Below are 19,472 nucleotides of genomic sequence, written 5' to 3' on the forward strand. Positions count from 1 at the left end.
GTATTATTTGCCGCCCTGAGCAGCAACGGCAGCAGCACCAGCCGCAGCTGCCTCAGGATCGAGGTAGGTGCCGCCTGGGTTCAGCACGGTGCCTTCAGCATCAAGCTCGTAGACCAGTGGGATACCGGTTGGAATATTGAGACCAGCAATATCATCATCGGAGATATGGTCGAGGTGCTTGACCAAGGCCCGCAGGGAGTTACCGTGCGCAGCAATGAGAACGGTTTCACCCTTCTTCACGCGAGGCAAAATCTCTTCCTCGAAATAAGGAACAAAGCGAGCAACAACGTCCTTGAGGCACTCGGTACGGGGCACTTCATCCAGGTGTGCGTAGCGAGGATCGTGTGCTTGGGAGAACTCGCTATTATCATCGAGTGCTGGTGGTGGGGTGTCATAGGAGCGACGCCACGCCATGAATTGCTCTTCGCCGTACTTTTCCTTGGTCTCAGCCTTATTGAGGCCCTGCAGTGCACCGTAGTGGCGCTCGTTGAGGCGCCAATCGCGCACAACGGGGATCCACAGGCGGTCGCTGGCGTCGAGAGCAATTTGTGCGGTGCGAATAGCACGACGCTGCAAGGAGGTATACAGCACGTCGGGGAGGATATTCTGATCCTTCATGAGCTCGCCGCCGCGCTTTGCTTCGGCCTCGCCTTGAGGGGTCAAGTTGACATCAACCCAGCCCGTGAATTGGTTGGACGCATTCCACTCGCTCTGTCCGTGACGGAGGAGTACTAGTTTTCCATTAGCCATAGCTCTTAGTGTGCCATTAAATGGGCGCAAAGTCAGCTCGAAAAACCAACATGTCGGGCAAATGTGGACTTTTTAACACTTTTACACGATCCCCTAGGAGGGTCCTGAGAGCAGCTCAGCAGAGGTCTCGTAGGTGCGGAAGAAGGAAGCTTGGTGTCCACATATTTCTCGTATGGCATAAGTGCTCTATGATCAAAAACCGCAATCACAAACGGGTGAGAAAGGTTAGAACGTGAAGAAGTCTATCGTGGCCTTAGGCTTAGCCGCCTCTTTGCTCGGCCACGTGCCTGTGGCTCATGCACTGGTGGGTGGAGTAGAAGTCAGTTCCGATGATCCCATTGCTCAGGCAGTCGTTCAGGTTGGGGTATGTACTGGCACGATTATTCATCCGCATTGGGTACTCACCGCGCGCCATTGTGCTCACTCCAGCACGGTTCATCACGGGCTCAACCGGCCATTCAAGGATGACCCCCAGGCCAGGCAGTACCTCGTGGATTCGGCTACGGTTCCAGAATTTGGCGATATTGCGCTTCTGCACATTAGTGAGAATATGGCGGTACCTACCTACCCTGGGCTTTATCCCAAACAAGCCCAGTTCCGCGATCTAGGTATCACCTATGGCTGGGGCGGCGGTACCCTCCACCGGCTCAAAAAAGCTGATATCGCTGTTAAGAGGCTACGCATGGATCCTGCTGGTTTTGGTGGTTCGACCATCGAAGTGCAGTATTTAAATGATGCCTCGCCGCGCCGCGGCGATTCCGGGGGTCCATTGGTGATCGATGGCGCCGTTGCTGGGGTAACCTCGTCAAGTTTTAAGGCGAGCGCCGGCTTCGCGGATTATGCGGAACTTCATCCCCACTTGAAGTGGGTGGAAGACATAATAAAGTCTCACGAAGGTCCTGATAGTGTCCCGCAGACCGAGGATCCTTATGCACCTCACTCTACGGCCCCGTCTGCCCACCCTACGGTTCCGACCACCCACCCTGAGATCCCAACGGCGCCACCAAAAAAACCGACTACTCAGCCCAATACTCCAACTACGCAGCCCAAGCCCCCTAGCTCTCCGCAACCGAAAGCCCCCAGCACACCTGGTATGATCGCCGGCATCATTGCTGGAATCTTGGGGGTACTGGGAGTGATTTTTGGGATTGTGCGCGGACTTTTTCGGCTACCCTAACACTGCCTGGCGCAAAATATCCATAGGGATTGAGCCTTCGGATAGCGCCTTCGCGTGAAACTCCGGAGCGCTCATTCCCGCTGTAGCGGCATCAGCTCGCAGCTCTTGCCATAGGCGCTGCCCCAGTGCGTAGCTGGGCGCTTGGCCTGCCCAGCCGAGGTAGCGGTGTATCTCGAAATCGAGGGCTGATTCCGCCATCGCTACATGACGGCGTAAGAAGGCGCGCGCATAATCATAATCCCACACGCCTCCGTCGGGGTTCTTTTTCTCAAGGTGCACCCCGATATCGAGGACGACGCGAGCTGCGCGCAGACGTTGGGCATCAAGATAGCCCATGCGGTAACCCGGATCGTCGAAATATCCTAGTTCTGCCATTAGTGACTCTGCATACAGGGCCCATCCTTCACCGTGTCCGGAATTCCAGCAGGCGATCCGGCGCCACAGGTTCAAGCGGTCCTGAGCCAGAAGGGCCGTTCCCAACTGCAGGTGGTGCCCTGGAACGCCCTCATGGTACACAGTGGTTAATTCCTGCCATGTATGGAAAGTGTCCTCGCCTTCAGGGACCGACCACCACATCCGACCAGGGCGAGAGAAGTCGGCGGAGGGCTGGGTGTAGAAGATACCCCCCGTGCCAGCTGGGTCAATGCAGGCCTCGATAGTACGCATTAGTTGCGGGATCTCGAAGTGGATGCCAGCTAGATCATTCACGGCAGCGTCGGCTACCCGTTGCATCCACTGCTGCAGGGCCGGAACACCGCGGAGAGTATAGCGATCCTCACGGTCTAGGCGCTCAAAACAGGTGGCGATATCCATATCGGGCCCATAGAGTTCCGCAGCACACGCGTGTTGTTGGGCGATGATGTCCTTGAGCTGCTCGTTTCCCCATTCATAGGCTTCGTCGAGATCAACACGAGCACCGACGAAGAGGTGGCTTAAGAGTTCATAGCGCTCCCTACCGAAGGCATCTGTATGCGGAGCTTGGGGCAACAAATCGTCCTTTAACCACTGCCGCAGAAATGCGAAAGCTTCATAGGCTTTGTTGATATCCTTCTCCGGCCCAAAACCGTTGAAGGTGTCAGCGCTAATCAATGTATCGATTTCAGCGATAACCTTGTGGATTTGACGCTGGGCTGCAACCATTTTGCGATCAGCAGCAAGAGCGAGTGATTGGCGATAGCCTTCAAGCGCTTGGGGAACTTTGCGCAGCCTATCGGCTCGGCCGGTCTCGCCCATTTGCACGAGGGTATCGCGGATATCTTGGATGGGGGAAGCAATATTATTGAGATCTCTTAGGTCCTCGCCCTGCTCAGACATGGCCACTTCTACCCCTAGTCGGTCACGCATGGTGGCCTTGGCTATAGGATCGCCGTCGAGGTGATCCAGCTCGGCCAGCATGCGGGCGGTGCGCTGATATACCTGCTCGTGGTAGTCGGGGCTGTAGTCCTGCAGTTGGTCCTCATAGCCATCAAGTCCCCAGGCACTAGCTAGGGTAGGGATGAGGGCCGCCATATCGTGAACATAGCGATCGGCAGCGAGATCAAGGGGAGTTGAATGCGTCATATCAACAAGTTTAACCCACCTAGTGTATTGGTCGTACACAATGAAAAGGAGTGGATGACTTTCCCGGTGGCGCCTCCCTCACCTGCACGAGTGACGGTGTTACCATGAGGCAGCATTGACCAACTCTTGACCCCGAGGATGCCCCATGTCCCGTTTGCGACGCACCCTTCTTGGTGGTCTGTTGCTTGCGCTGAGTCTCAATACCGGGGTCGCTTATGCCCAGCCTGAGTTAACTAGTTCTTCACCTCGTGGTGAATCTCCGCTTGTGGCCTTAAATCGCGCATTCCTAGAGGCCTTCGAATATCTCAGCGGCGTGGTGCCCATCAGCGTGGAGAAGATCGCCCTGGAACAAGCAGAGGATGCCCCCTACTCCTTCGACTATCTGATATCTGTTCGCAATAACACCCCCTTCACACAGCCCTTCACCCTCGTGGATACTCCCGCTATAAGCCCAGGACTCATGCTCGAGCGGGTACAGCTTCTAGAACCCACAGCAGTTGATCTTCTCGCCACAGAAGAGGGTTATATAGTCGATAGCGGTGATCTTGCACCCTTGTCTAATCGCACTTACCGCATTCGCCTCACTAGCCGGCTTGATTCGCCTGTGAATCAGCTTGAGTGCGGAGCTAAAAATCACGTGGTCCTCACAGTTGGTTTTGGTGTTGAGCTAAGCGCCACTGCGTGCCAGGATATCCCCGAGCCTTACAGTGTGGGGGAGCAGATATATCTCGATGGTGTCGCCTCAGGTTTAGGCGAAGACCATATTTTCTTTGTGGATAACCGCTTCGGTCTCTCCCCCTTTGAGTTCCGCCCCCCTGCCGAGCTCAGCGTGGCTTATCTGGAGGTTTCCTCGTCGGGTGTAGGTTTTTTAAGTGGGCGCTTTGAGAGCGCGCAACTCCCACTGAGCATTCCCGCAGGTCAATCTGCAACAATTCGGGTACATACTGAACCTTTAGCGGCTGCTCCCACCATTGATATTATTGTACGCAATGAAAATGGCGAGGAGATTGGCGGCGCGTTCTTCGATCTCTACCGCTGTTCCCCTGATTACCAGTTGATCCCCGGTACTCAACCATTGCATCTCTTTCCGCTCACCACATCTCCTCTTGCCCCAGAGATCACCTCCGCTAGCTTGGTAAGTGGCCAGTCCTACTGCCTGATCATGACTCAGGAACCCCCAGGGTATGACGTTGATCAGACCAATTGGGGTTTTTCTATTCCGAGCGAAATATCCACCATCGAAATTCCAGCGCGCACAGCCGAAACTCAGACTAAGTCATCCCCTGGCCGCCTCCCCAATACTGGCGGCCAGGGAATTCTTCCGATCATTGCCGTAGGCTTCATCGTGCTCCGAGCCGGGTGGAGACGCCTTTAGAGGATATGCTTACCCCAGCGTAGGACATTCATTAAGAACCCTGCATACCGTTCTCGATCTACCCCTTGAGGCCCAGAGATGGGGAAAAATCGCTGCTCAGCAATGGTGCGAGCCTCGGTATATTTCAATAGCCCGTCATCAGCGTGCCGACGCCCTGTTCCCGACGCTTTCCATCCACCCATGGGAGCATCCACCGAACCAAAGGCAGCAGCAAAACCTTCATTAATATTGACCGTTCCAGACTCTAATTGGCCGGCGATACGCCATCCCGTGCGACTACGAGCAAAGACCGCCGAATTCAATCCGTACTGGGTATCGTTGGCTTTTTTAATGGCAGTCTCTTCATCTGCTACGACCTCGATAGCGATAACCGGGCCGAAGACCTCTTCGCGATATAGCCGCGCACTGTCTGTGACTCCGGTGAGCACAATAGGATCTAGATATGCTGGCCCTAGGTCATCGCGCGGACCACCGTGCAATAAGGTGGCACCATGACTGAGCGCGTCATCTAAGTACTCCATCACATGCGTGCGATGCTCCGCAGATATCAAAGAACCCATATCTTCTTCCCAGCCGCCACCGCCAATGCGCATTTCTTTGACTTTCTTCACAAGTGCGGGAATAAAAGTATCAGCTATATCTTGGTGGACATAGACCCGCTCGATACTGATGCACAACTGACCGGAATTAGAAAAGGCCGCCTCAATGGTGCCGCGGACCGCGCGCGACAGATCGGCATCGGGACTAATAATGAGGGGATTTTTGCCCCCTAATTCGGCCGAAAAACCAATAAGGCGCTCCCCCGCGATCGCCCCGAGGCTACGCCCGGTCTGAGTGGAACCGGTAAACATAAGATAATCAGCGACGCGAGCTATCCGATCGCCCACAATACGCCCAGGCCCAGGAAGGATCTGGTAAAGATCTGGATCTAGGCCTGCGTCAACGAGGAGACGAGCCGCGTAGATAGCGGTCAGCGGGGTTTGGGAGTCTGGTTTTAAAATAACCGCATTACCAGCAAGTAAGGCGGGGATGGCGTCAGAGATCGTGAGGGTAAGTGGGTAATTCCACGGTGAGATAATACCTACGACACCAATGGGTGCATGATCGACGCGAGTTTTGGTCACCATAGGTAAAGCCCCTTGCGCCGCATGCCGCCGCAACAGATACGGGGCTCTTTTGGCATAGTGACGGGCGGTCACCGCAACATCGAGAATTTCATCGAAGGCACTGCGTCGATTCTTTCCCGTCTCCTGTTGGATGAGATCCAATAACTCATTGTGATTGCGCAAAATCAAATCATGCAGGCGCATCATAATGGCTGCGCGCTCTTTCACAGGAACCTGAGCCCACTTGACTTGTGCGTGCTGGGCGACGGCGTATGCGCGGTCGACTGCCTGGGCGTCTAATTCACTGACCTGACCGACGCATTCGCCAGTACGAGGATCTCTCACTTCTAAAGGTGTCATATCTCCTAGCATAGCTCGCTATAAATTCCCGCCAATACCTCGGCCGATTGATCCCAAGAGAATTTTTGAGCATGGATGTGGGCGCGCCGAGCCATCGTGATGCGCAAAGAATCATCATCTAACAGCGTGGCGAGCGCGGTAGCAAAATCAGCCGGATTATGCCCCTCCACGAGGATTCCCGTTTCCCGGTCGCTGACCGTAATGGGCAAGCCGCCCACCTTGGACGCCACCACTGGAGTACCCGAGGCCTGAGCCTCCATGGCAACTAAGCCAAAGGATTCGTTATAGCTCGGCACCGCTACGATATCGGCTGCACGGTAAATACTCACTAATTCTTGCGGCGGCCGTGGCTTGAAAAACCGCACTCGGTGGGCAATGCCACGATCAGCAACCATCGCGTGATACTGCGTCATACTTGCCGCGGCCCCCGAGGCCCCACCGCACAACACGAGATAGAGATCGCGGTGCGGATCGGCATGAATAAGTTTGGCAATCGCCTCAATGAGTACATGGGGCCCCTTGAATTCTTGAAGCCTACCCACAAATGCAACCACTTTGGCATAGAGCGGAATTCCTAACTCCCGGCGCGCCTTCTCAGTATTCCGATCCTCTCCCGGAGTGAAAAGAGTGGTGTCCACGCCTGGGGTCATCACCCTGATCTTGGCCTCGTCGGCGTCGTAGTGGTACACCAAATCCTTCGTCTCTGCAGCAGTATTGACCACCAGGAGATCTGCGTGGTCAACCAATTGCTGCTCACAGATCCGGCGCGCTTCTGACTCAGGAGTATCGGTGAGGGCGCGATCGTGGTTCTTTACCGCGGCTAGGGTATGGGCGGTGTGGACTAAGGGGATGCCAAAGACCTCGCGCAGCAACCATCCAACTTGTCCGGACAGCCAGTAGTGGGAATGGATAAGGTCATAGGAATGATGCTCGCGAATAAAACGCACGATGCCGCTACTAAAGGCCGCTAATTGCGTCGCCATTTCTTCTTTAGCCAGCCCTTCATAGGGGCCAGCTGCGATATTGATCACCCGGAGGCCTGGTGCCACTGTTACGATCTCGCCTTCGCTAGGCCTTATGGCGCGGGTGAATATATCCACGTCAACCCCGCGTTGAGCGAGATTCATCGCGGTATTGAGGATATAAACATTCATCCCCCCGGCATCTCCAATTCCTGGTTGTAGCAGGGGGGAGGTGTGCATAGAAATCATGGCGACGCGCATGACCGTCAAGTGTAGTATCTGTTGACCGCGTTGGGCTTATGGTTTTATATGAAGATTTGGAAGGGAAATAAAATCTGGCGCGTATATGAGGAAAGCGTCATGTTTTATTGTAGAGTGGGGAAAGCAATTATTTCACGACACGGTCACCCGTGCCCCACGAAAGAAGAGGACACTTTCTATGTCTGCTCTCGAAAGCAAGGCCTGGCTGCAGTATTACGGAGACTGGACCCCCCACACTCTGGACTACGAAAACTCGACGCTCGTCGATGTCTATGACAACAGCATTGCTGTTAACGCTGATAAAAATGCGACCAATTTTTTTGGTCGCCGCGAAACTTATGGCGATTTGGATAAACAGGTGCGCTCCGCTGCCGCCGGGCTGCGAGCCCTAGGCGTGCGCGCCGGAGACCGCGTTGCTATCGCACTACCAAACTGCCCGCAACACGTAGCCGCCTATTTTGCGGTTTTAAAACTAGGCGCCACGGTCGTTGAGCATAATCCGTTGTATACTGCGCGCGAACTAGAGCAGCCCTTTAAAAACCACGGCGCTCGAGTCGCAATCGTGTGGGATAAGGTGTGTTCAACCCTGGAGAAGTTGCGCCGTACGACCCCGCTGGAGACTATTGTCTCTGTCAATATGATCCACGCGATGCCTACGCTGCAGCGCTATGCTCTCAAACTCCCCATTCCAGCGATCATTAAAAAGCGCGATCAACTCCATGCCTATGCCCCTAATACCATTCCTTGGAGTGTGCTCACTGGCACTGCGCTCGGCGGCAATGGCGAGGATGTCTTCGATAACGTAGAGGTTACTAAGGAATCAGTAGCTGTGATCCTTTATACCTCTGGCACCACCGGGGCCCCGAAGGGCGCGCAGCTGACCCACGGCAATCTCTTTGCCAACCTTTTACAAGGTAAAGCATGGGTACCAGGCCTAGGCGATCAAGAAGAGCGTCTCCTCGCTGCACTGCCCTTCTTCCATGCTTATGGGCTCACCGTTATCTTGAACCTCTCCGTTTATGTTGGTGGTGAGCTCCTCCTTTTACCTGCACCGCAAATACCGCTGGTGATGCAGATGATTAAGAAGGTTAAGCCCACGTGGGTTCCGGGTGTACCGACCTTGTATCAGAAAATTGCCGAAGCGGCGGAGGCCGAGGGAATCTCCATTTCGGGAGTGCGCAATTCCTTCTCGGGCGCATCCTCCCTGCCGGTGAGTACCGTGGAACAGTGGGAGAAGCTCACTGGTGGTTTGCTCGTTGAGGGGTACGGTCTCACCGAGACCTCACCTGTTTTGGTAGGTAACCCAATGAATCCGAATCGTCGCCCTGGCTATGTTGGGATTCCCATGCCGGATACCGAAGTTCGCATCGCGAACCCCGATAACCTCGACGAAACGATGCCCGATGGTACCGAAGGTGAAGTCCTGGCCCGCGGCCCTCAGGTTTTCGCTGGCTACTTAAATAACGAAGAAGCCACCGCTGAAAGCTTCCATAAAGATTGGTATCGCACCGGTGACGTGGGAATTATGGAAGAAGACGGCTTTATTCGTCTGGTGGCTCGTATCAAGGAAGTTATTATTACGGGCGGTTTTAATGTCTACCCCGCGGAGGTTGAAGAGGCCTTGGCGGAGCACCCCGACGTCACGGATTGCGCCGTTGTGGGGCTACCGCGTGACGACGGCTCCGAATCAGTTGTTGCCGCCATCACCCTCGCCCCCGGCGCCATCTTGGATCCGGAGGGGTTGAAATCCTTCTGCCGCGAGCGCCTCACCCGCTATAAGGTGCCCCGCTCCTTCTACCACTTTGAGGAACTTGCCCGCGACCCGCTCGGCAAAATCAGGCGCCGCGAGGTGCGCGATGCACTCCTCGAGCGCAATAGCTAAATCCCCACCCAAATCGGCTCGGGCTCGAGAATGACCCCAAAGGTCTCCTCGACCCCAGCCTGAATATCGCGGGCGAGGGCCACAATATCAGCGGCCTTCGCATCACCGCGATTAGTTAAGGCCAAGGTATGTTTATCCGATAACCGTGCCGGGCCTGTACCTGGATATCCTTTAGAAAAGCCCGCTCGCTCGATAAGCCACGCCGCAGAAAGTTTATAATGTGTGTCCCCGTGGGGAAAGCACGGCATTGCCTGAGCTTCATCCCCTAAAACCTGGCGTACTACGCGTAGTTGCTGCTCGTCGACAATGGGGTTGGTGAAAAAAGAACCCGCTGACCAGGTATCAAAATCCTTTTCGTTGTAAACCATCCCTTTGCGCGCGCGCAAGGTCAGCACCGCAGAACGCACCAGGTGAGCTGGGCGGCGCGGCTCCTCCTCGCTTTCCTCGATCCCCAATTGGCGAGCCAATTCCCCAAAGCGCACCGGCGCGGAAAGACCATCGGTACGCAGCTGCACAGTAATGGCTAAAACAACGGCTCGGGATGTGAACTTCAAATTAGAATAGCGATAGCTCAGCTCTAAGCTTTCTGCGCTCACCCACTCCCTAATGCCTGTTATACGGTCATAGAGCTCTACCCCGCTCAGGATATCGGCGATTTCTACCCCGTAGGCTCCCACATTTTGCACCGGAGTGGCGCCGGTAGAACCAGGGATTCCGGAGAGACACTCCAGACCACCCAAGCCGGCGGCGATACTCTTGGCCACCACGTCATCGAAGCAGGCGCCGGCCTCAGCATAGAGCTGACCGGTCTCTTTATCGATCCGAACCGTATCACTTTCTACTACCACGGCCACGATTGGTAATTCTCCATCGGCGACGACCAGATTGCTACCGCCGCCAACGATGAGGAAGGGAATGTGGTGGGCGTCGAGAAGCGATACCACGGCCACCACTGAGTCAGAAGTTTGGCAACTGATAGTAGCGCGGGGGCGACCCCCTATATGCAAGGTGGTGAGATCCGCGAAGCTGCGCTGATCAAGCGCAACGCCATCGATGCGGGATAGAGATTCGAGGGTGTCAGAAGGCATACTCACCCTTTAAAGGGTAGTCTTATTGCCATGACAACGCGTAGTGAAAACACTGTAACTATCAATCACGGCGCCGAGAAGGTTCACAAAGCCTATACCAACGCCGATTACTGGGCTCATATTGCAGCCCACCTCTCCCCCGAAGCTGGCGAGGTCCACGAATTCCGTGCCACCGAGTCTGGCGCCGAAATCACCCTCTACGAGGTGCTACCTCTAGAGATTCTCCCTGAGGCCGTGCGTGCGATGATTTCTCAGGCACTCAAGGTTAAGCGTGTGGTCACTGTTGGTGCCCTCAATGCCGCCAACTCTCACCTCGATTACACTGCCGACGTTAAGGGGACGCCGGTAGACTTCCGCGGCACCATTAACCTCAGTGGCGAGGGCGAGATCACCACGCTGAGCTACGCCAATGAAGTGGATGTGAATATTCCTTTTATGGGACCTGCTATTGAACCTAAAGTCGCTGAGGCACTCGCGGAACTTTTCAATAACGAGGCTAAGCTGACCGAGGAATGGATTTCAGCTCATCTTTAAAATCTTTGTAAGTCATGGCATATCACGGGCATAATAAGCGCGCTGATTTCACGACTTCCAAGCCCATCGGCGTTATTACGCGCGGCACCACCGGATTCAACCGGCTGCGCAAATCCGACCGATGGGCTTTTCATCAGCCCGCTATTCGCGCTGCATGCCATCTGACCGATTCCCCCTTAGCTATCGATATTGGGTATGGGGCCAGCCATACGACCACCTGCGAGTGGGCCCGCTGGCTGCGCACAGTTAATCCCGCAATGCGAGTCATTGGGCTAGAAATCGACCCGGCGCGTGTATTACCCCCACGCGATGGCGTGCAATTCGAACAGGGCGGATTTGAATTAGCCGGGCACCGCCCGCAGCTAGCGCGCGCTTTTAATGTGTTGCGGCAATATGATGTGAATCAGGTCCATGCAGCTTGGGATACGGTACTCAGTCGGATCGATCCTCAGGGTTATTTTATCGAGGGTACCTGCGATGAGATAGGCAGATTGGCAACATGGGTGCTGCTCTCGCCACAGGGGCCCCAATCGTTGACTCTAGCGTGGAACCCATGGAGTTTAGATACCCCCTCGGGTATCGCTGAGCGCCTGCCTAAGGTTTTAATCCACCGCAATACCCCTGGCAATAAGATCCATTCACTGCTTAGCGCAGCGGATCGAGCGTGGGATCTAGCGAGTGGTTTCGCCCCCTTCGGGCCTCGAGTGCGTTGGTTTGAAGCTTCCAAGATTTTGCGCTCAGAGAACCCAGAGTTTCAGGTGCCTCGGCCTCGGATGCGCCGGGATAATATCTTATCGGTGCCGTGGCATGTGGTTGAGTAGTGATGGGGTGGAAAATCTTAGGCTTTTCGACCACACTAGTATCTTATGAATAAGGGAAAGCTCGTCACGAGTATTGTCGTCGGAATCCTCGCACTCATTGTGGTGACCTTGGTGGTTGCTGAGGGTGGGATGCGTTGGTTTATCAAAGATCAATTGACGTCTTCCTTCGGCACCGCCAAGGAAGAGACCACCGTGGAACTAGGCTCCTCCCCTCTGCTCCTGGGTTTGGTGCGCGGCGGCATTCCCTATTTGGCAGTCTCTGCCCCCGATACCATCAGTATTAGTAGGATCTCAGGCGCAGCACCGGTCATTACTGGACAGCCCCGCATTAATCTTGAGATAACCGATATGCCGCTGAGCCAAGATCCCGATGCCACTATTGGGGCGCTTAAGATGCATACGGTTCTCAGCGATGATTTCGTCTTAGCGCAGATTCAAAAGGGTATGGCGGAGAACCAGCTGGAAGCTCCGGCAGATAGTGATGATATCGCGGCGCTAGCGCAGGAGTTCCTGCAGCAGATCATCACAGTGACGGGTTTTTCCTCCAATGCCACCGATAACACCTTTGATGTGCAGTTCACAGGCGGTGCTGCGGTGCTGACGTTTACACCGGTCGTTGTTGCAGGTAATTTAACCTTTGAGGCGACAAATGCACAATTATTGGGATTTGATCTCCCCGAAAACCTCACGAATGCCATTACCGAGGCCCTTGATCAAGGTATTGCTCAGGTGGCTGGTCCTCGGATGAAAGTGACCGAGGCTGTGATTACTCCCGAAGGATTGTCCCTTCGCCTCGCCGGTACGGACGTTCCCTTGAAGGATTTACAAGAGCAGGTACCAGCTTAAAGACACCAGCTCAGACATCCCCTCGCTATAATCGAGGGGATTTTTTCCTACTTAGTTCTTGTGCCCAACAGTGTTCCACTGCCGTCACATCCACGGGTGTCACTGCTGCGCATGGAACTAAACCTAGTTGAGGGCGAGCCCTCGCCATCCCGCTTGGGCCTGCGCGACTGTGGGGCTTTCTTAAGAAGGGGCTGCAGACGATGTATCTAACCAGATCATCGCTTGCTCTGGCGATTGAGGGCCCATACTGATGGTGGGCAGATACTTGCTAAAGAGCTCATCGGTGAGCGCGTGTGATTGGGTGGTTCCAGATACCAAAGCATCAATTCCTGCTTGCTTGGCGTGATGTGCCATTGCTTTAAGATCCGCTGGATAAAGTAGTTCTGCTTCCACCATATACGCGATGGTGGTGGGGTGGGAGGCTGCTTCGCGGATCATAATCGCTTCCGTGAGGAAAGCATTGGGGTTTTTATGAACCAATCCCGGATCGGCTACCACTATAACGAGACGTGCACCAAGACTTACCGCCAGTCGGGCTTCGGCTGCCTTGACCAACATATGGTGCTTGCCGCTGGGATAGGCAATAAGCGCGGCACTATCTGACCAAGAACTGTCGATCAATCCAGCGGGGGTGCAGATGGGCTCGCCGCTCGCGGGGATATCCGCAGCTACTATAAGCGGATCAAGATAGGTGGTATAGCGCTTCATCTACCAGTTGCCGGAAATAATATTCTTTATCTGCGGACGTACGTCAAACCAGTACAGGCCCGTCATCACAATACCGATCCACGAGAGGAAAGGCAGGCTCAGGGCCACCGCAAAACTGGAACCACCGAGGATAGCCGCCCAGATCATTTTGGGCTTGCGATCGGCGGCGGTAAAAGCGTCGTCACGCGTAAAGAGCACTTCGACCGCACCAATGAGTGCGCACAGCGCTAAAACCCAGTACACACCCGTAATGGCATAGGAAAGAATTAGTGAAATATATAGCACGCGAGCGCCCTCATTCTTGGCAAAAGAGACAGTCTATCCAAGCCCCAGCGTAGTGGATTCCACGGCCAAAGACCAAGCTCCTAGAAGAGTAGATAAGAAACTGTATAGATGGCGAGGCCCGCAAGAGCACCCACTAAGGTGCCATTGAGGCGGATATATTGCAGATCTTTACCCACCATCAATTCAATCTTTTCGCTCGCCTCGTCAGCATCCCAGCGCTCAATCGTTTCGGAGATGATACCGGTAACCTCGGTGGCATAATTATCGGCAAAGAATTCAGCAATAGACTCAAAACGGCGCTCCACACTGTCGCGGAGGGCCTCATCCGTAGCCAAGCGTTGCCCCCATGTCTGTGCAAGTTCTTCTAATTTCTGACGCAGCAAGGAGTCGGGATTAGAACACGCGGTGATGATCCCTTCGCGGGTATGCTGCCACATCAGCTGCGGGGCATTGTGAATCGGGGTGGAGGACAGGAACTGTTGCTTTAATTCTTCTACTTTCGCAATCAACGTGGGATCTGATTGCAGATCGCTAGCGAAGCGCTCAATAAAATCGCGGATCCCTTGGCGAGCCTCATGATCTTTATCTGCATTGACCGCCCCTGTCCATGTGATGAGCTCGCGGTATACCTTTTCGGCCACGAGATCCCCCACCAGCTCATTGACAAATCGCGGTGCCCATGAGGGGGCGCGTTCGTCTAGGAGTCGCGCGATCAGAGCTTCGCTCCCTAACGCCTTACGATGCAGCCAAGCCACCAATTGATCGACCAGGGGTTCACTGCGCCCTTCGTGATGCAGTTGGCTGAGCACCCGGCCCAGAGGTGGTGCCCACTGCGGTTCGGCGAGCCGGTCGATGAGAGAGTTCTTGATCACCGACTCGGCATCACCTGGATCGAGCGCTGAGATTGCCTTGACAAGAAATTCCGAGATTTTAACTGAAACAGTGCGGGCATTTTTCTCCACACTCAGCCAACGCGCCAGTTGCAGGGGCAGCTGCAAAGCCGCGACTTTCTCCGTAATCAGCGCGGCGTTGAGGAAATTATCGCCTATGAATTCACTTAAGGAACGCCCCACCTGGTCCTTCTTGCGACGAATAATGGCGGTGTGCGGGATCTTGAGCCCCAAGGGATAACGAAATAAGGCAGTGACAGCGAACCAGTCCGCTAAACCGCCAACCATTCCAGCCTCGGCGGCAGCGCGCACGAAGCCAACCCAGACGGTGCCTGGGTTGATAGCGGTGTCATACCATTGGCAGGCTAGGTAGATCAGCCCCGCGAGAATGAGTAAGCCTGTGGCTAGAGCTTTATGGCGACGTAAGTCGATGCGCCGTGTGGCCTCAGCTTCCATGCTGAAGGCCGGAACCCCGGAGAAGCTCATATCATCCCTTTGATTTTCTTGAGAGCTGTGATTGATTTCTTATAATAGCTGCCTGGCTAGGTCGAGAAAACTGATCACAGTCAGCAGGGTTATCAGGCTCGCTAGGATAGCGATAATGATCATGGGTTTATTCATATCGTGGTTGTCCTTTGCTGAAATGCCACGGGAGCCCACTGACAAACCGAAGTGGTTCGCCGGTGAGCTCCCGTAGTGGAGGTGCCCCTAGCAATAACTGCTAGGCGTGCTAGGCTACTCGCCCAGTCTCTTGACGATACTGCCGATTGAAGCGACGCCCGTGGTAGATCAAGCCGAAGCCGATAACCATCATGCTAACGGCCAAGATGGCACCGATCAGCATAAAGAAAGACGCATTGTCCTGGGTGCCGTAGATCTTCGTCGCAAAACCGAAGATTAAGGTTCCAAAACCTGCCACCGAGGCGAGGACGAATCCCATACCGACCCAGGTGCTGGTACGCAGCAATGCCGAGTGGGGTGCGGCATAACTAACTGGCTCGTAACCCTCGATATAATGCATGCGGCTAGATTCTTCGCCATTGAATACAGGGTACTCAGTGGTGTTATTCGCAGCGGACATAATCTGCCTTTCTCTCACGTTCGTCTTCGATCGCCCCACAGCAGGGTGTTATTCTCCAAGCTTAGCAAGCACGCGAGGAGGTTGACCACTACTGCGGGGGTAGGGATCTTTAGGCTTCTTTATTACTAAAGAAGGCGCGAGCGCGCTCTTTGTTAATAGCGGCTACGGCAGTCAGTGGGATTCCCGCTGGGCAGACATCCGCGCATTCTCCATAGAGCGAGCAGTGGCCAAAATTGGTTTCTAGCTCATCGACCATCTTGCGGGCACGACGACCGCGCTCTTCCTTGCCCATCGGCATCAGGGCCAGGTGTACCAGCTTGGCGCCGGTGAACAGGTGCGCTGCACCGTTCGGGCAGGCTGCTACGCAGGCACCGCAACCAATGCAGGCAGCATGGTCGAGGGCGAGCTCTGCCGTCTGATGGTTCATGTGGAGGGTATCAGCGTCAGGAGCCGTACCGGAGTTTACCGAGACGTAGCCACCCTCTTGCATAACGCGATCCAGGGCGGAGCGATCGACGATCATATCCTTGACCACAGGGAAAGCAGCGGAGCGGAATGGTTCAATCTTCAAGGTGGTGCCATCGGCGACATTGATCAGACGCTGTTGGCATGCGGGTTTATTTTGCTCCAAGCCATGAGGGCGACCATTGACCAGGAGGCCGCAGGTACCACAGATACCTTCGCGACAGTCGGAAGCGAACATGAAGGGCTCTTCACCGCGTTCGATTCGCTCAGAGTTCACGTGGTCGAGCAGCTCCAGGATCGACATCTGCGCAACTGCGTCTTCAACAGTGACAGACTCGAAGTGCCCCTCCGCGGTCGGTCCGGCTTGGCGCCAGATTTCTAGATGCAGTTTCATTACTTGTAATTCCTTGTCATCAGAGGGATCGCTTCGAATTCGAGTGGTTCAGCGTGGCGGATGAATTCACCTTCGTGTTCACCCGGAGCCCATGCCGAAACGAAGCACCAATTCTCATCGTCGCGCTCAGCTTCACCCTCAGGCGAGAGGTGATCGTCACGGAAGTGAGCACCGCAGGACTCATCGCGGTCGAGAGCATCGACGCACATAAGTTCACCGAGATCGATATAGTCGGCGACGCGGGCTGCATATTCCAACACCTGGTTGAGTTCATCAGCGCGACCGGTGACGTGCATATTGGCCCAGAATTCGCGACGCAGTGCGCGGATTTCTTCGATGCCCTTCTTGAGACCATCGATTTCACGTGCCACACCGCAATAGCGGTAGAGAATAGCACCGAGCTTGCGGTGATAATACTCAGGGCCGTGAGGATCGTTACCCTTAATATTCATGAGGCGATGGATACGGTCAGCGGCTCGCTGAACGGCAGCTTGAGCCTCTGGGGCATCTGCTGGAAGTCGCTCTTCACCGAGGTGATGGGCGAGGAAATTCGGAACAGTAAACGGAAGGGTGAACCACCCGTCAACGGAAGCCGAGAGTAGAGAGTTTGCACCCAAACGGTTAGCGCCGTGATAGGTCCACGAGCACTCGCCAGCGGCGAAGAGACCCTCGATGGAGGTCATTTCGTTGTAATCGGTCCACAAACCGCCCATGGTGAAGTGGCAGGTTGGAGCGATACGCATAGGTGAGGTGAAGGGATCTTCACCAATGGTCTCTTCGTACATTTGGAAGAGGTTGGAGTAGCGCTCGCGCACTGTATCGGCCCCGAGACGCTCAATCGCATCGCGGAAGTCGAGGTAGGCGGAGTTATGCAGCGGTCCAACACCCAGGCCCTTATTGATCTGCTGCGAAATAGCACGGGAAGCCACGTCGCGGGGAACCAGGTTGCCGAAGGCAGGGTAGCGACGCTCGAGGAAGTAATCTCGCTCGTCCTCTGGGATGGTATTAGGATCGCGATCATCTTTTTCTACCAAAGGTGACCACACGCGGCCATCGTTACGCAAGGACTCCGACATCAGAATGGTCTTGGACTGCCATTCCGAGTTAACGGGCAAACCAGTGGGGTGGAACTGAATGAACGATGGCGATGCGAGATAGGCACCGGCCTCGTAGGCGCGCATGATGGCACCAGCATTCGAGTTAATGGCCAGGGTAGACATATGGTAAACGTTGCCGTAGCCACCAGTGGCAAGAATAACTGCGTGACCGGTATAAGGAACCAGATCGCCGGTGAGGATATTGCGCATCACCAAGCCTTCGCAGCGCTTCTGGCCGTCTTTTTCAGTAACGATCAGATCGACCATCTCGTTGTGAGTGAAGATCTCCACCGATCCGAGATGAATCTGGCGCTGCAAGGAAGAAGCGGTGGACAGCTGCAGCTGCTGACCTGTTTGTCCACGGGTGTAGTAAGTACGGGAGACCTGCACACCACCGAAGGAGCGGGTGGCGAGGGCGCCGCCGTATTCGCGAGCGAAGGGGGCACCAATAGCATTCATATGGTCGATCACGCGGACGGACTCATATGCTAGGCGCCAACAGTCGGACTCACGACACCGGTAGTCACCACCCTTGACGGTATCTTTAACGTGGCGGTAAGCGCCGTCGTTATCGACCTTCTTACCGCGAGCGGAGTTCACACCGCCCTGCGCAGCAATCGAGTGCGCACGGCGAGGGGCGTCATGGTAGGTGAAGACCTGCACCTCGTAGCCGAGCTCACCGAGAGCTGCGGCTGCGGCACCACCAGAGAGTCCGGTACCAACGACGAGGATACGGAATTTACGACGGTTCAGTGGCGAGACCAGCTCCATATGGTCCTTGTGGTACTGCCACATCTCACGGGTGGAAACCCCTTTAGGCTCGTGAGATTCCAGGATGGTACCTGGGCGAACGCCTGGCACGATGGATTCGGGGTGACGGAACTCCGGGCGAGTTACGGTTTCAGAGTTAATGCTCATATGATTTACCTTTTCGTCCTTCTTAGTTCGCGCCGATGAGGCCCAAAGCAATGGATAGCGGAATGGAAATATTACCCACCATCACAGCTGCGGGAACGATATACGACAGGGCCAAGACCACAGCGCGAGTGCGCTTGCCAGTAACACCCAGATCGGAAATTGCCAGCCAAATGCCGTGGCTTAGGTGCAGGAATAGGGTCACCATAGCGATAACGTAGAAAATCGTTACTGGCCAGCGCGAGAAGCTTGCAACCATATTGGCGTAGATCTCACCATGGACGAATACGTCACTACTTGCAGGTTCTACACCAGCGGTGAGGTCAAGGATATGGAAGACAATGAACGCCAAGAGCACGATGCCGGTCACCAGCATGGTGCGGGTGGTGAAGGAGTTCATGCCGCCCATGAGGTTGGTGCGGCGGAATTTTCCGCGGGACTGATTCGAGCGCCTGGTGAGTTCGAAAGCGCCGTAGACATGCAGAATCAGAGCGAGGAGCAAGACACCGCGGAAGATCCACACGAACCAGCCGTGAGGAACCAGCGGATAGAGAATTTCTTTTTGTAGCCAATGCCCGTAAACATCGATGGGGTGGCTTCCGTCTTCGTAGAAGGGCAGGAAGATCTTAAGGTTTCCCACCATGTGGAAAACAACGAAACCTGCGAAAATAAGGCCGGTAATGGCCATAGTTAGTTTTAGCGCCCAGGTTGGGAACTTTGGCCGCTCACGCAGCGGCTTTTCGGTAATTTTACCGTGCGCGAGTGCATCACGGTCAACATTATTAATAGTCATGGCACCTCCAGTGTCACCTCCACTTTATTAGGCGTGACCACAGTTTTACCACTCGCACAGCGTGGAGGTGATTCACCTCACATAGCTAAAAATAGCCTCTCACCTGCAAATTAGGATAGCCT

The 19,472-nt window shown here is 54.9% G+C and carries 18 protein-coding genes; 6 read left to right on the forward strand and 12 right to left on the reverse strand.

Annotated features, from left to right (window positions below):
- Positions 1–3 precede the first annotated feature (3 nt).
- Positions 4–750, reverse strand: a complete 747-nt coding sequence (locus tag N7326_RS04015; RefSeq protein WP_259077613.1) for a phosphoglyceromutase — start codon at positions 748–750, stop codon at positions 4–6.
- A 232-nt stretch (positions 751–982) separates the two neighbouring features.
- Here N7326_RS04015 and N7326_RS04020 point away from each other — a divergent pair, with 232 nt between their 5' ends.
- On the forward strand, positions 983–1,927 hold the full coding sequence (locus N7326_RS04020) for a S1 family peptidase (protein ID WP_259077616.1): 945 nt from the start codon (positions 983–985) through the stop codon (positions 1,925–1,927).
- Here N7326_RS04020 and N7326_RS04025 read toward each other — a convergent pair.
- Positions 1,919–3,487 carry a DUF885 domain-containing protein gene (locus N7326_RS04025; protein WP_259077618.1) on the reverse strand — a complete coding sequence of 523 codons (1,569 nt, stop codon included), beginning with the start codon at positions 3,485–3,487 and terminating at the stop codon, positions 1,919–1,921. The two genes, N7326_RS04020 and N7326_RS04025, sit on opposite strands and share 9 nt — an antisense overlap.
- A gap of 145 nt (positions 3,488–3,632) precedes the next feature.
- Here N7326_RS04025 and N7326_RS04030 point away from each other — a divergent pair, with 145 nt between their 5' ends.
- Positions 3,633–4,862, forward strand: a complete 1,230-nt coding sequence (locus tag N7326_RS04030) for a hypothetical protein (RefSeq protein ID WP_259077630.1) — start codon at positions 3,633–3,635, stop codon at positions 4,860–4,862.
- Here the strand turns inward: N7326_RS04030 and N7326_RS04035 are convergent.
- Entirely contained in the window at positions 4,859–6,328 is a 1,470-nt protein-coding gene (locus N7326_RS04035; protein ID WP_259077633.1) for a succinic semialdehyde dehydrogenase, read from the reverse strand. The two genes, N7326_RS04030 and N7326_RS04035, sit on opposite strands and share 4 nt — an antisense overlap.
- A 5-nt stretch (positions 6,329–6,333) precedes the next feature.
- A complete protein-coding gene (mshA, locus tag N7326_RS04040) occupies positions 6,334–7,551 on the reverse strand; it encodes a D-inositol-3-phosphate glycosyltransferase (protein WP_263088196.1) in 1,218 nt (405 codons plus the stop codon).
- A 178-nt stretch (positions 7,552–7,729) separates the two neighbouring features.
- Between mshA and N7326_RS04045 the strand changes: the two genes are divergently transcribed.
- Positions 7,730–9,433 carry a long-chain-fatty-acid--CoA ligase gene (locus N7326_RS04045; protein ID WP_259077639.1) on the forward strand — a complete coding sequence of 568 codons (1,704 nt, stop codon included), beginning with the start codon at positions 7,730–7,732 and terminating at the stop codon, positions 9,431–9,433.
- On the opposite strand, the gene N7326_RS04050 is transcribed toward N7326_RS04045, so the two are convergent.
- Positions 9,430–10,521 carry a UDP-N-acetylmuramate dehydrogenase gene (locus N7326_RS04050; RefSeq protein WP_259289415.1) on the reverse strand — a complete coding sequence of 364 codons (1,092 nt, stop codon included), beginning with the start codon at positions 10,519–10,521 and terminating at the stop codon, positions 9,430–9,432. The genes N7326_RS04045 and N7326_RS04050 overlap by 4 nt on opposite strands.
- Before the next feature lie 30 nt (positions 10,522–10,551).
- Between N7326_RS04050 and N7326_RS04055 the strand changes: the two genes are divergently transcribed.
- Genes N7326_RS04055 through N7326_RS04065 form a run of 3 tightly spaced genes read left to right on the forward strand, consistent with a single transcriptional unit; the run spans position 10,552 to position 12,722 of the window.
- The gene (locus N7326_RS04055; protein ID WP_259077642.1) at positions 10,552–11,055 is read left to right on the forward strand and encodes a DUF2505 domain-containing protein; all 504 of its coding nucleotides are present in this window, start codon (positions 10,552–10,554) and stop codon (positions 11,053–11,055) included.
- 14 nt (positions 11,056–11,069) lie between these two features.
- Entirely contained in the window at positions 11,070–11,876 is an 807-nt protein-coding gene (locus N7326_RS04060) for a class I SAM-dependent methyltransferase (RefSeq protein ID WP_259077643.1), read from the forward strand.
- 45 nt (positions 11,877–11,921) lie between these two features.
- Positions 11,922–12,722, forward strand: a complete 801-nt coding sequence (locus tag N7326_RS04065) for an LmeA family phospholipid-binding protein (RefSeq protein ID WP_259157910.1) — start codon at positions 11,922–11,924, stop codon at positions 12,720–12,722.
- A gap of 180 nt (positions 12,723–12,902) precedes the next feature.
- On the opposite strand, the gene N7326_RS04070 is transcribed toward N7326_RS04065, so the two are convergent.
- From N7326_RS04070 to N7326_RS04100, 7 genes are all read right to left on the reverse strand, one after another.
- The gene (locus N7326_RS04070; RefSeq protein ID WP_263088197.1) at positions 12,903–13,430 is read right to left on the reverse strand and encodes a hypothetical protein; all 528 of its coding nucleotides are present in this window, start codon (positions 13,428–13,430) and stop codon (positions 12,903–12,905) included.
- On the reverse strand, positions 13,431–13,697 hold the full coding sequence (locus tag N7326_RS04075; RefSeq protein WP_259158167.1) for a DUF2516 family protein: 267 nt from the start codon (positions 13,695–13,697) through the stop codon (positions 13,431–13,433).
- 98 nt (positions 13,698–13,795) lie between these two features.
- Positions 13,796–15,091 (reverse strand): DUF445 domain-containing protein, encoded by a 1,296-nt coding sequence (locus N7326_RS04080; protein ID WP_259289401.1) that lies wholly within the window; start codon positions 15,089–15,091, stop codon positions 13,796–13,798.
- A 244-nt stretch (positions 15,092–15,335) separates the two neighbouring features.
- Positions 15,336–15,686 (reverse strand): hypothetical protein, encoded by a 351-nt coding sequence (locus N7326_RS04085; protein WP_259077655.1) that lies wholly within the window; start codon positions 15,684–15,686, stop codon positions 15,336–15,338.
- A gap of 109 nt (positions 15,687–15,795) precedes the next feature.
- A complete protein-coding gene (locus tag N7326_RS04090) occupies positions 15,796–16,545 on the reverse strand; it encodes a succinate dehydrogenase/fumarate reductase iron-sulfur subunit (protein WP_259077657.1) in 750 nt (249 codons plus the stop codon).
- The gene (locus N7326_RS04095) at positions 16,545–18,560 is read right to left on the reverse strand and encodes a fumarate reductase/succinate dehydrogenase flavoprotein subunit (protein ID WP_259157903.1); all 2,016 of its coding nucleotides are present in this window, start codon (positions 18,558–18,560) and stop codon (positions 16,545–16,547) included. Before N7326_RS04095 ends, N7326_RS04090 begins: the two co-directional genes overlap by 1 nt.
- 22 nt (positions 18,561–18,582) lie before the next feature.
- Entirely contained in the window at positions 18,583–19,350 is a 768-nt protein-coding gene (locus tag N7326_RS04100; protein ID WP_259077664.1) for a succinate dehydrogenase cytochrome b subunit, read from the reverse strand.
- Positions 19,351–19,472: the final 122 nt, after the last annotated feature.

It is taken from the genome of Corynebacterium sp. ES2794-CONJ1, from assembly GCF_025660615.1.
GTDB lineage: Bacteria > Actinomycetota > Actinomycetes > Mycobacteriales > Mycobacteriaceae > Corynebacterium.

Excerpts from the sequence above, each read along its gene's own strand:
- N7326_RS04015 (WP_259077613.1), bottom strand. The coding sequence starts at position 750 with ATGGCTAATGGAAAACTAGTACTCCTCCGTCACGGACAGAGCGAGTGG.
- N7326_RS04025 (WP_259077618.1), bottom strand. The coding sequence starts at position 3,487 with ATGACGCATTCAACTCCCCTTGATCTCGCTGCCGATCGCTATGTTCAC.
- N7326_RS04030 (WP_259077630.1), top strand. The coding sequence starts at position 3,633 with ATGTCCCGTTTGCGACGCACCCTTCTTGGTGGTCTGTTGCTTGCGCTG.
- N7326_RS04035 (WP_259077633.1), bottom strand. The coding sequence starts at position 6,328 with ATGACACCTTTAGAAGTGAGAGATCCTCGTACTGGCGAATGCGTCGGT.
- mshA (WP_263088196.1), bottom strand. The coding sequence starts at position 7,551 with ATGCGCGTCGCCATGATTTCTATGCACACCTCCCCCCTGCTACAACCA.
- N7326_RS04045 (WP_259077639.1), top strand. The coding sequence starts at position 7,730 with ATGTCTGCTCTCGAAAGCAAGGCCTGGCTGCAGTATTACGGAGACTGG.
- N7326_RS04050 (WP_259289415.1), bottom strand. The coding sequence starts at position 10,521 with ATGCCTTCTGACACCCTCGAATCTCTATCCCGCATCGATGGCGTTGCG.
- N7326_RS04055 (WP_259077642.1), top strand. The coding sequence starts at position 10,552 with ATGACAACGCGTAGTGAAAACACTGTAACTATCAATCACGGCGCCGAG.
- N7326_RS04060 (WP_259077643.1), top strand. The coding sequence starts at position 11,070 with ATGGCATATCACGGGCATAATAAGCGCGCTGATTTCACGACTTCCAAG.
- N7326_RS04065 (WP_259157910.1), top strand. The coding sequence starts at position 11,922 with ATGAATAAGGGAAAGCTCGTCACGAGTATTGTCGTCGGAATCCTCGCA.
- N7326_RS04070 (WP_263088197.1), bottom strand. The coding sequence starts at position 13,430 with ATGAAGCGCTATACCACCTATCTTGATCCGCTTATAGTAGCTGCGGAT.
- N7326_RS04080 (WP_259289401.1), bottom strand. The coding sequence starts at position 15,091 with ATGAGCTTCTCCGGGGTTCCGGCCTTCAGCATGGAAGCTGAGGCCACA.
- N7326_RS04085 (WP_259077655.1), bottom strand. The coding sequence starts at position 15,686 with ATGTCCGCTGCGAATAACACCACTGAGTACCCTGTATTCAATGGCGAA.
- N7326_RS04090 (WP_259077657.1), bottom strand. The coding sequence starts at position 16,545 with ATGAAACTGCATCTAGAAATCTGGCGCCAAGCCGGACCGACCGCGGAG.
- N7326_RS04095 (WP_259157903.1), bottom strand. The coding sequence starts at position 18,560 with ATGAGCATTAACTCTGAAACCGTAACTCGCCCGGAGTTCCGTCACCCC.
- N7326_RS04100 (WP_259077664.1), bottom strand. The coding sequence starts at position 19,350 with ATGACTATTAATAATGTTGACCGTGATGCACTCGCGCACGGTAAAATT.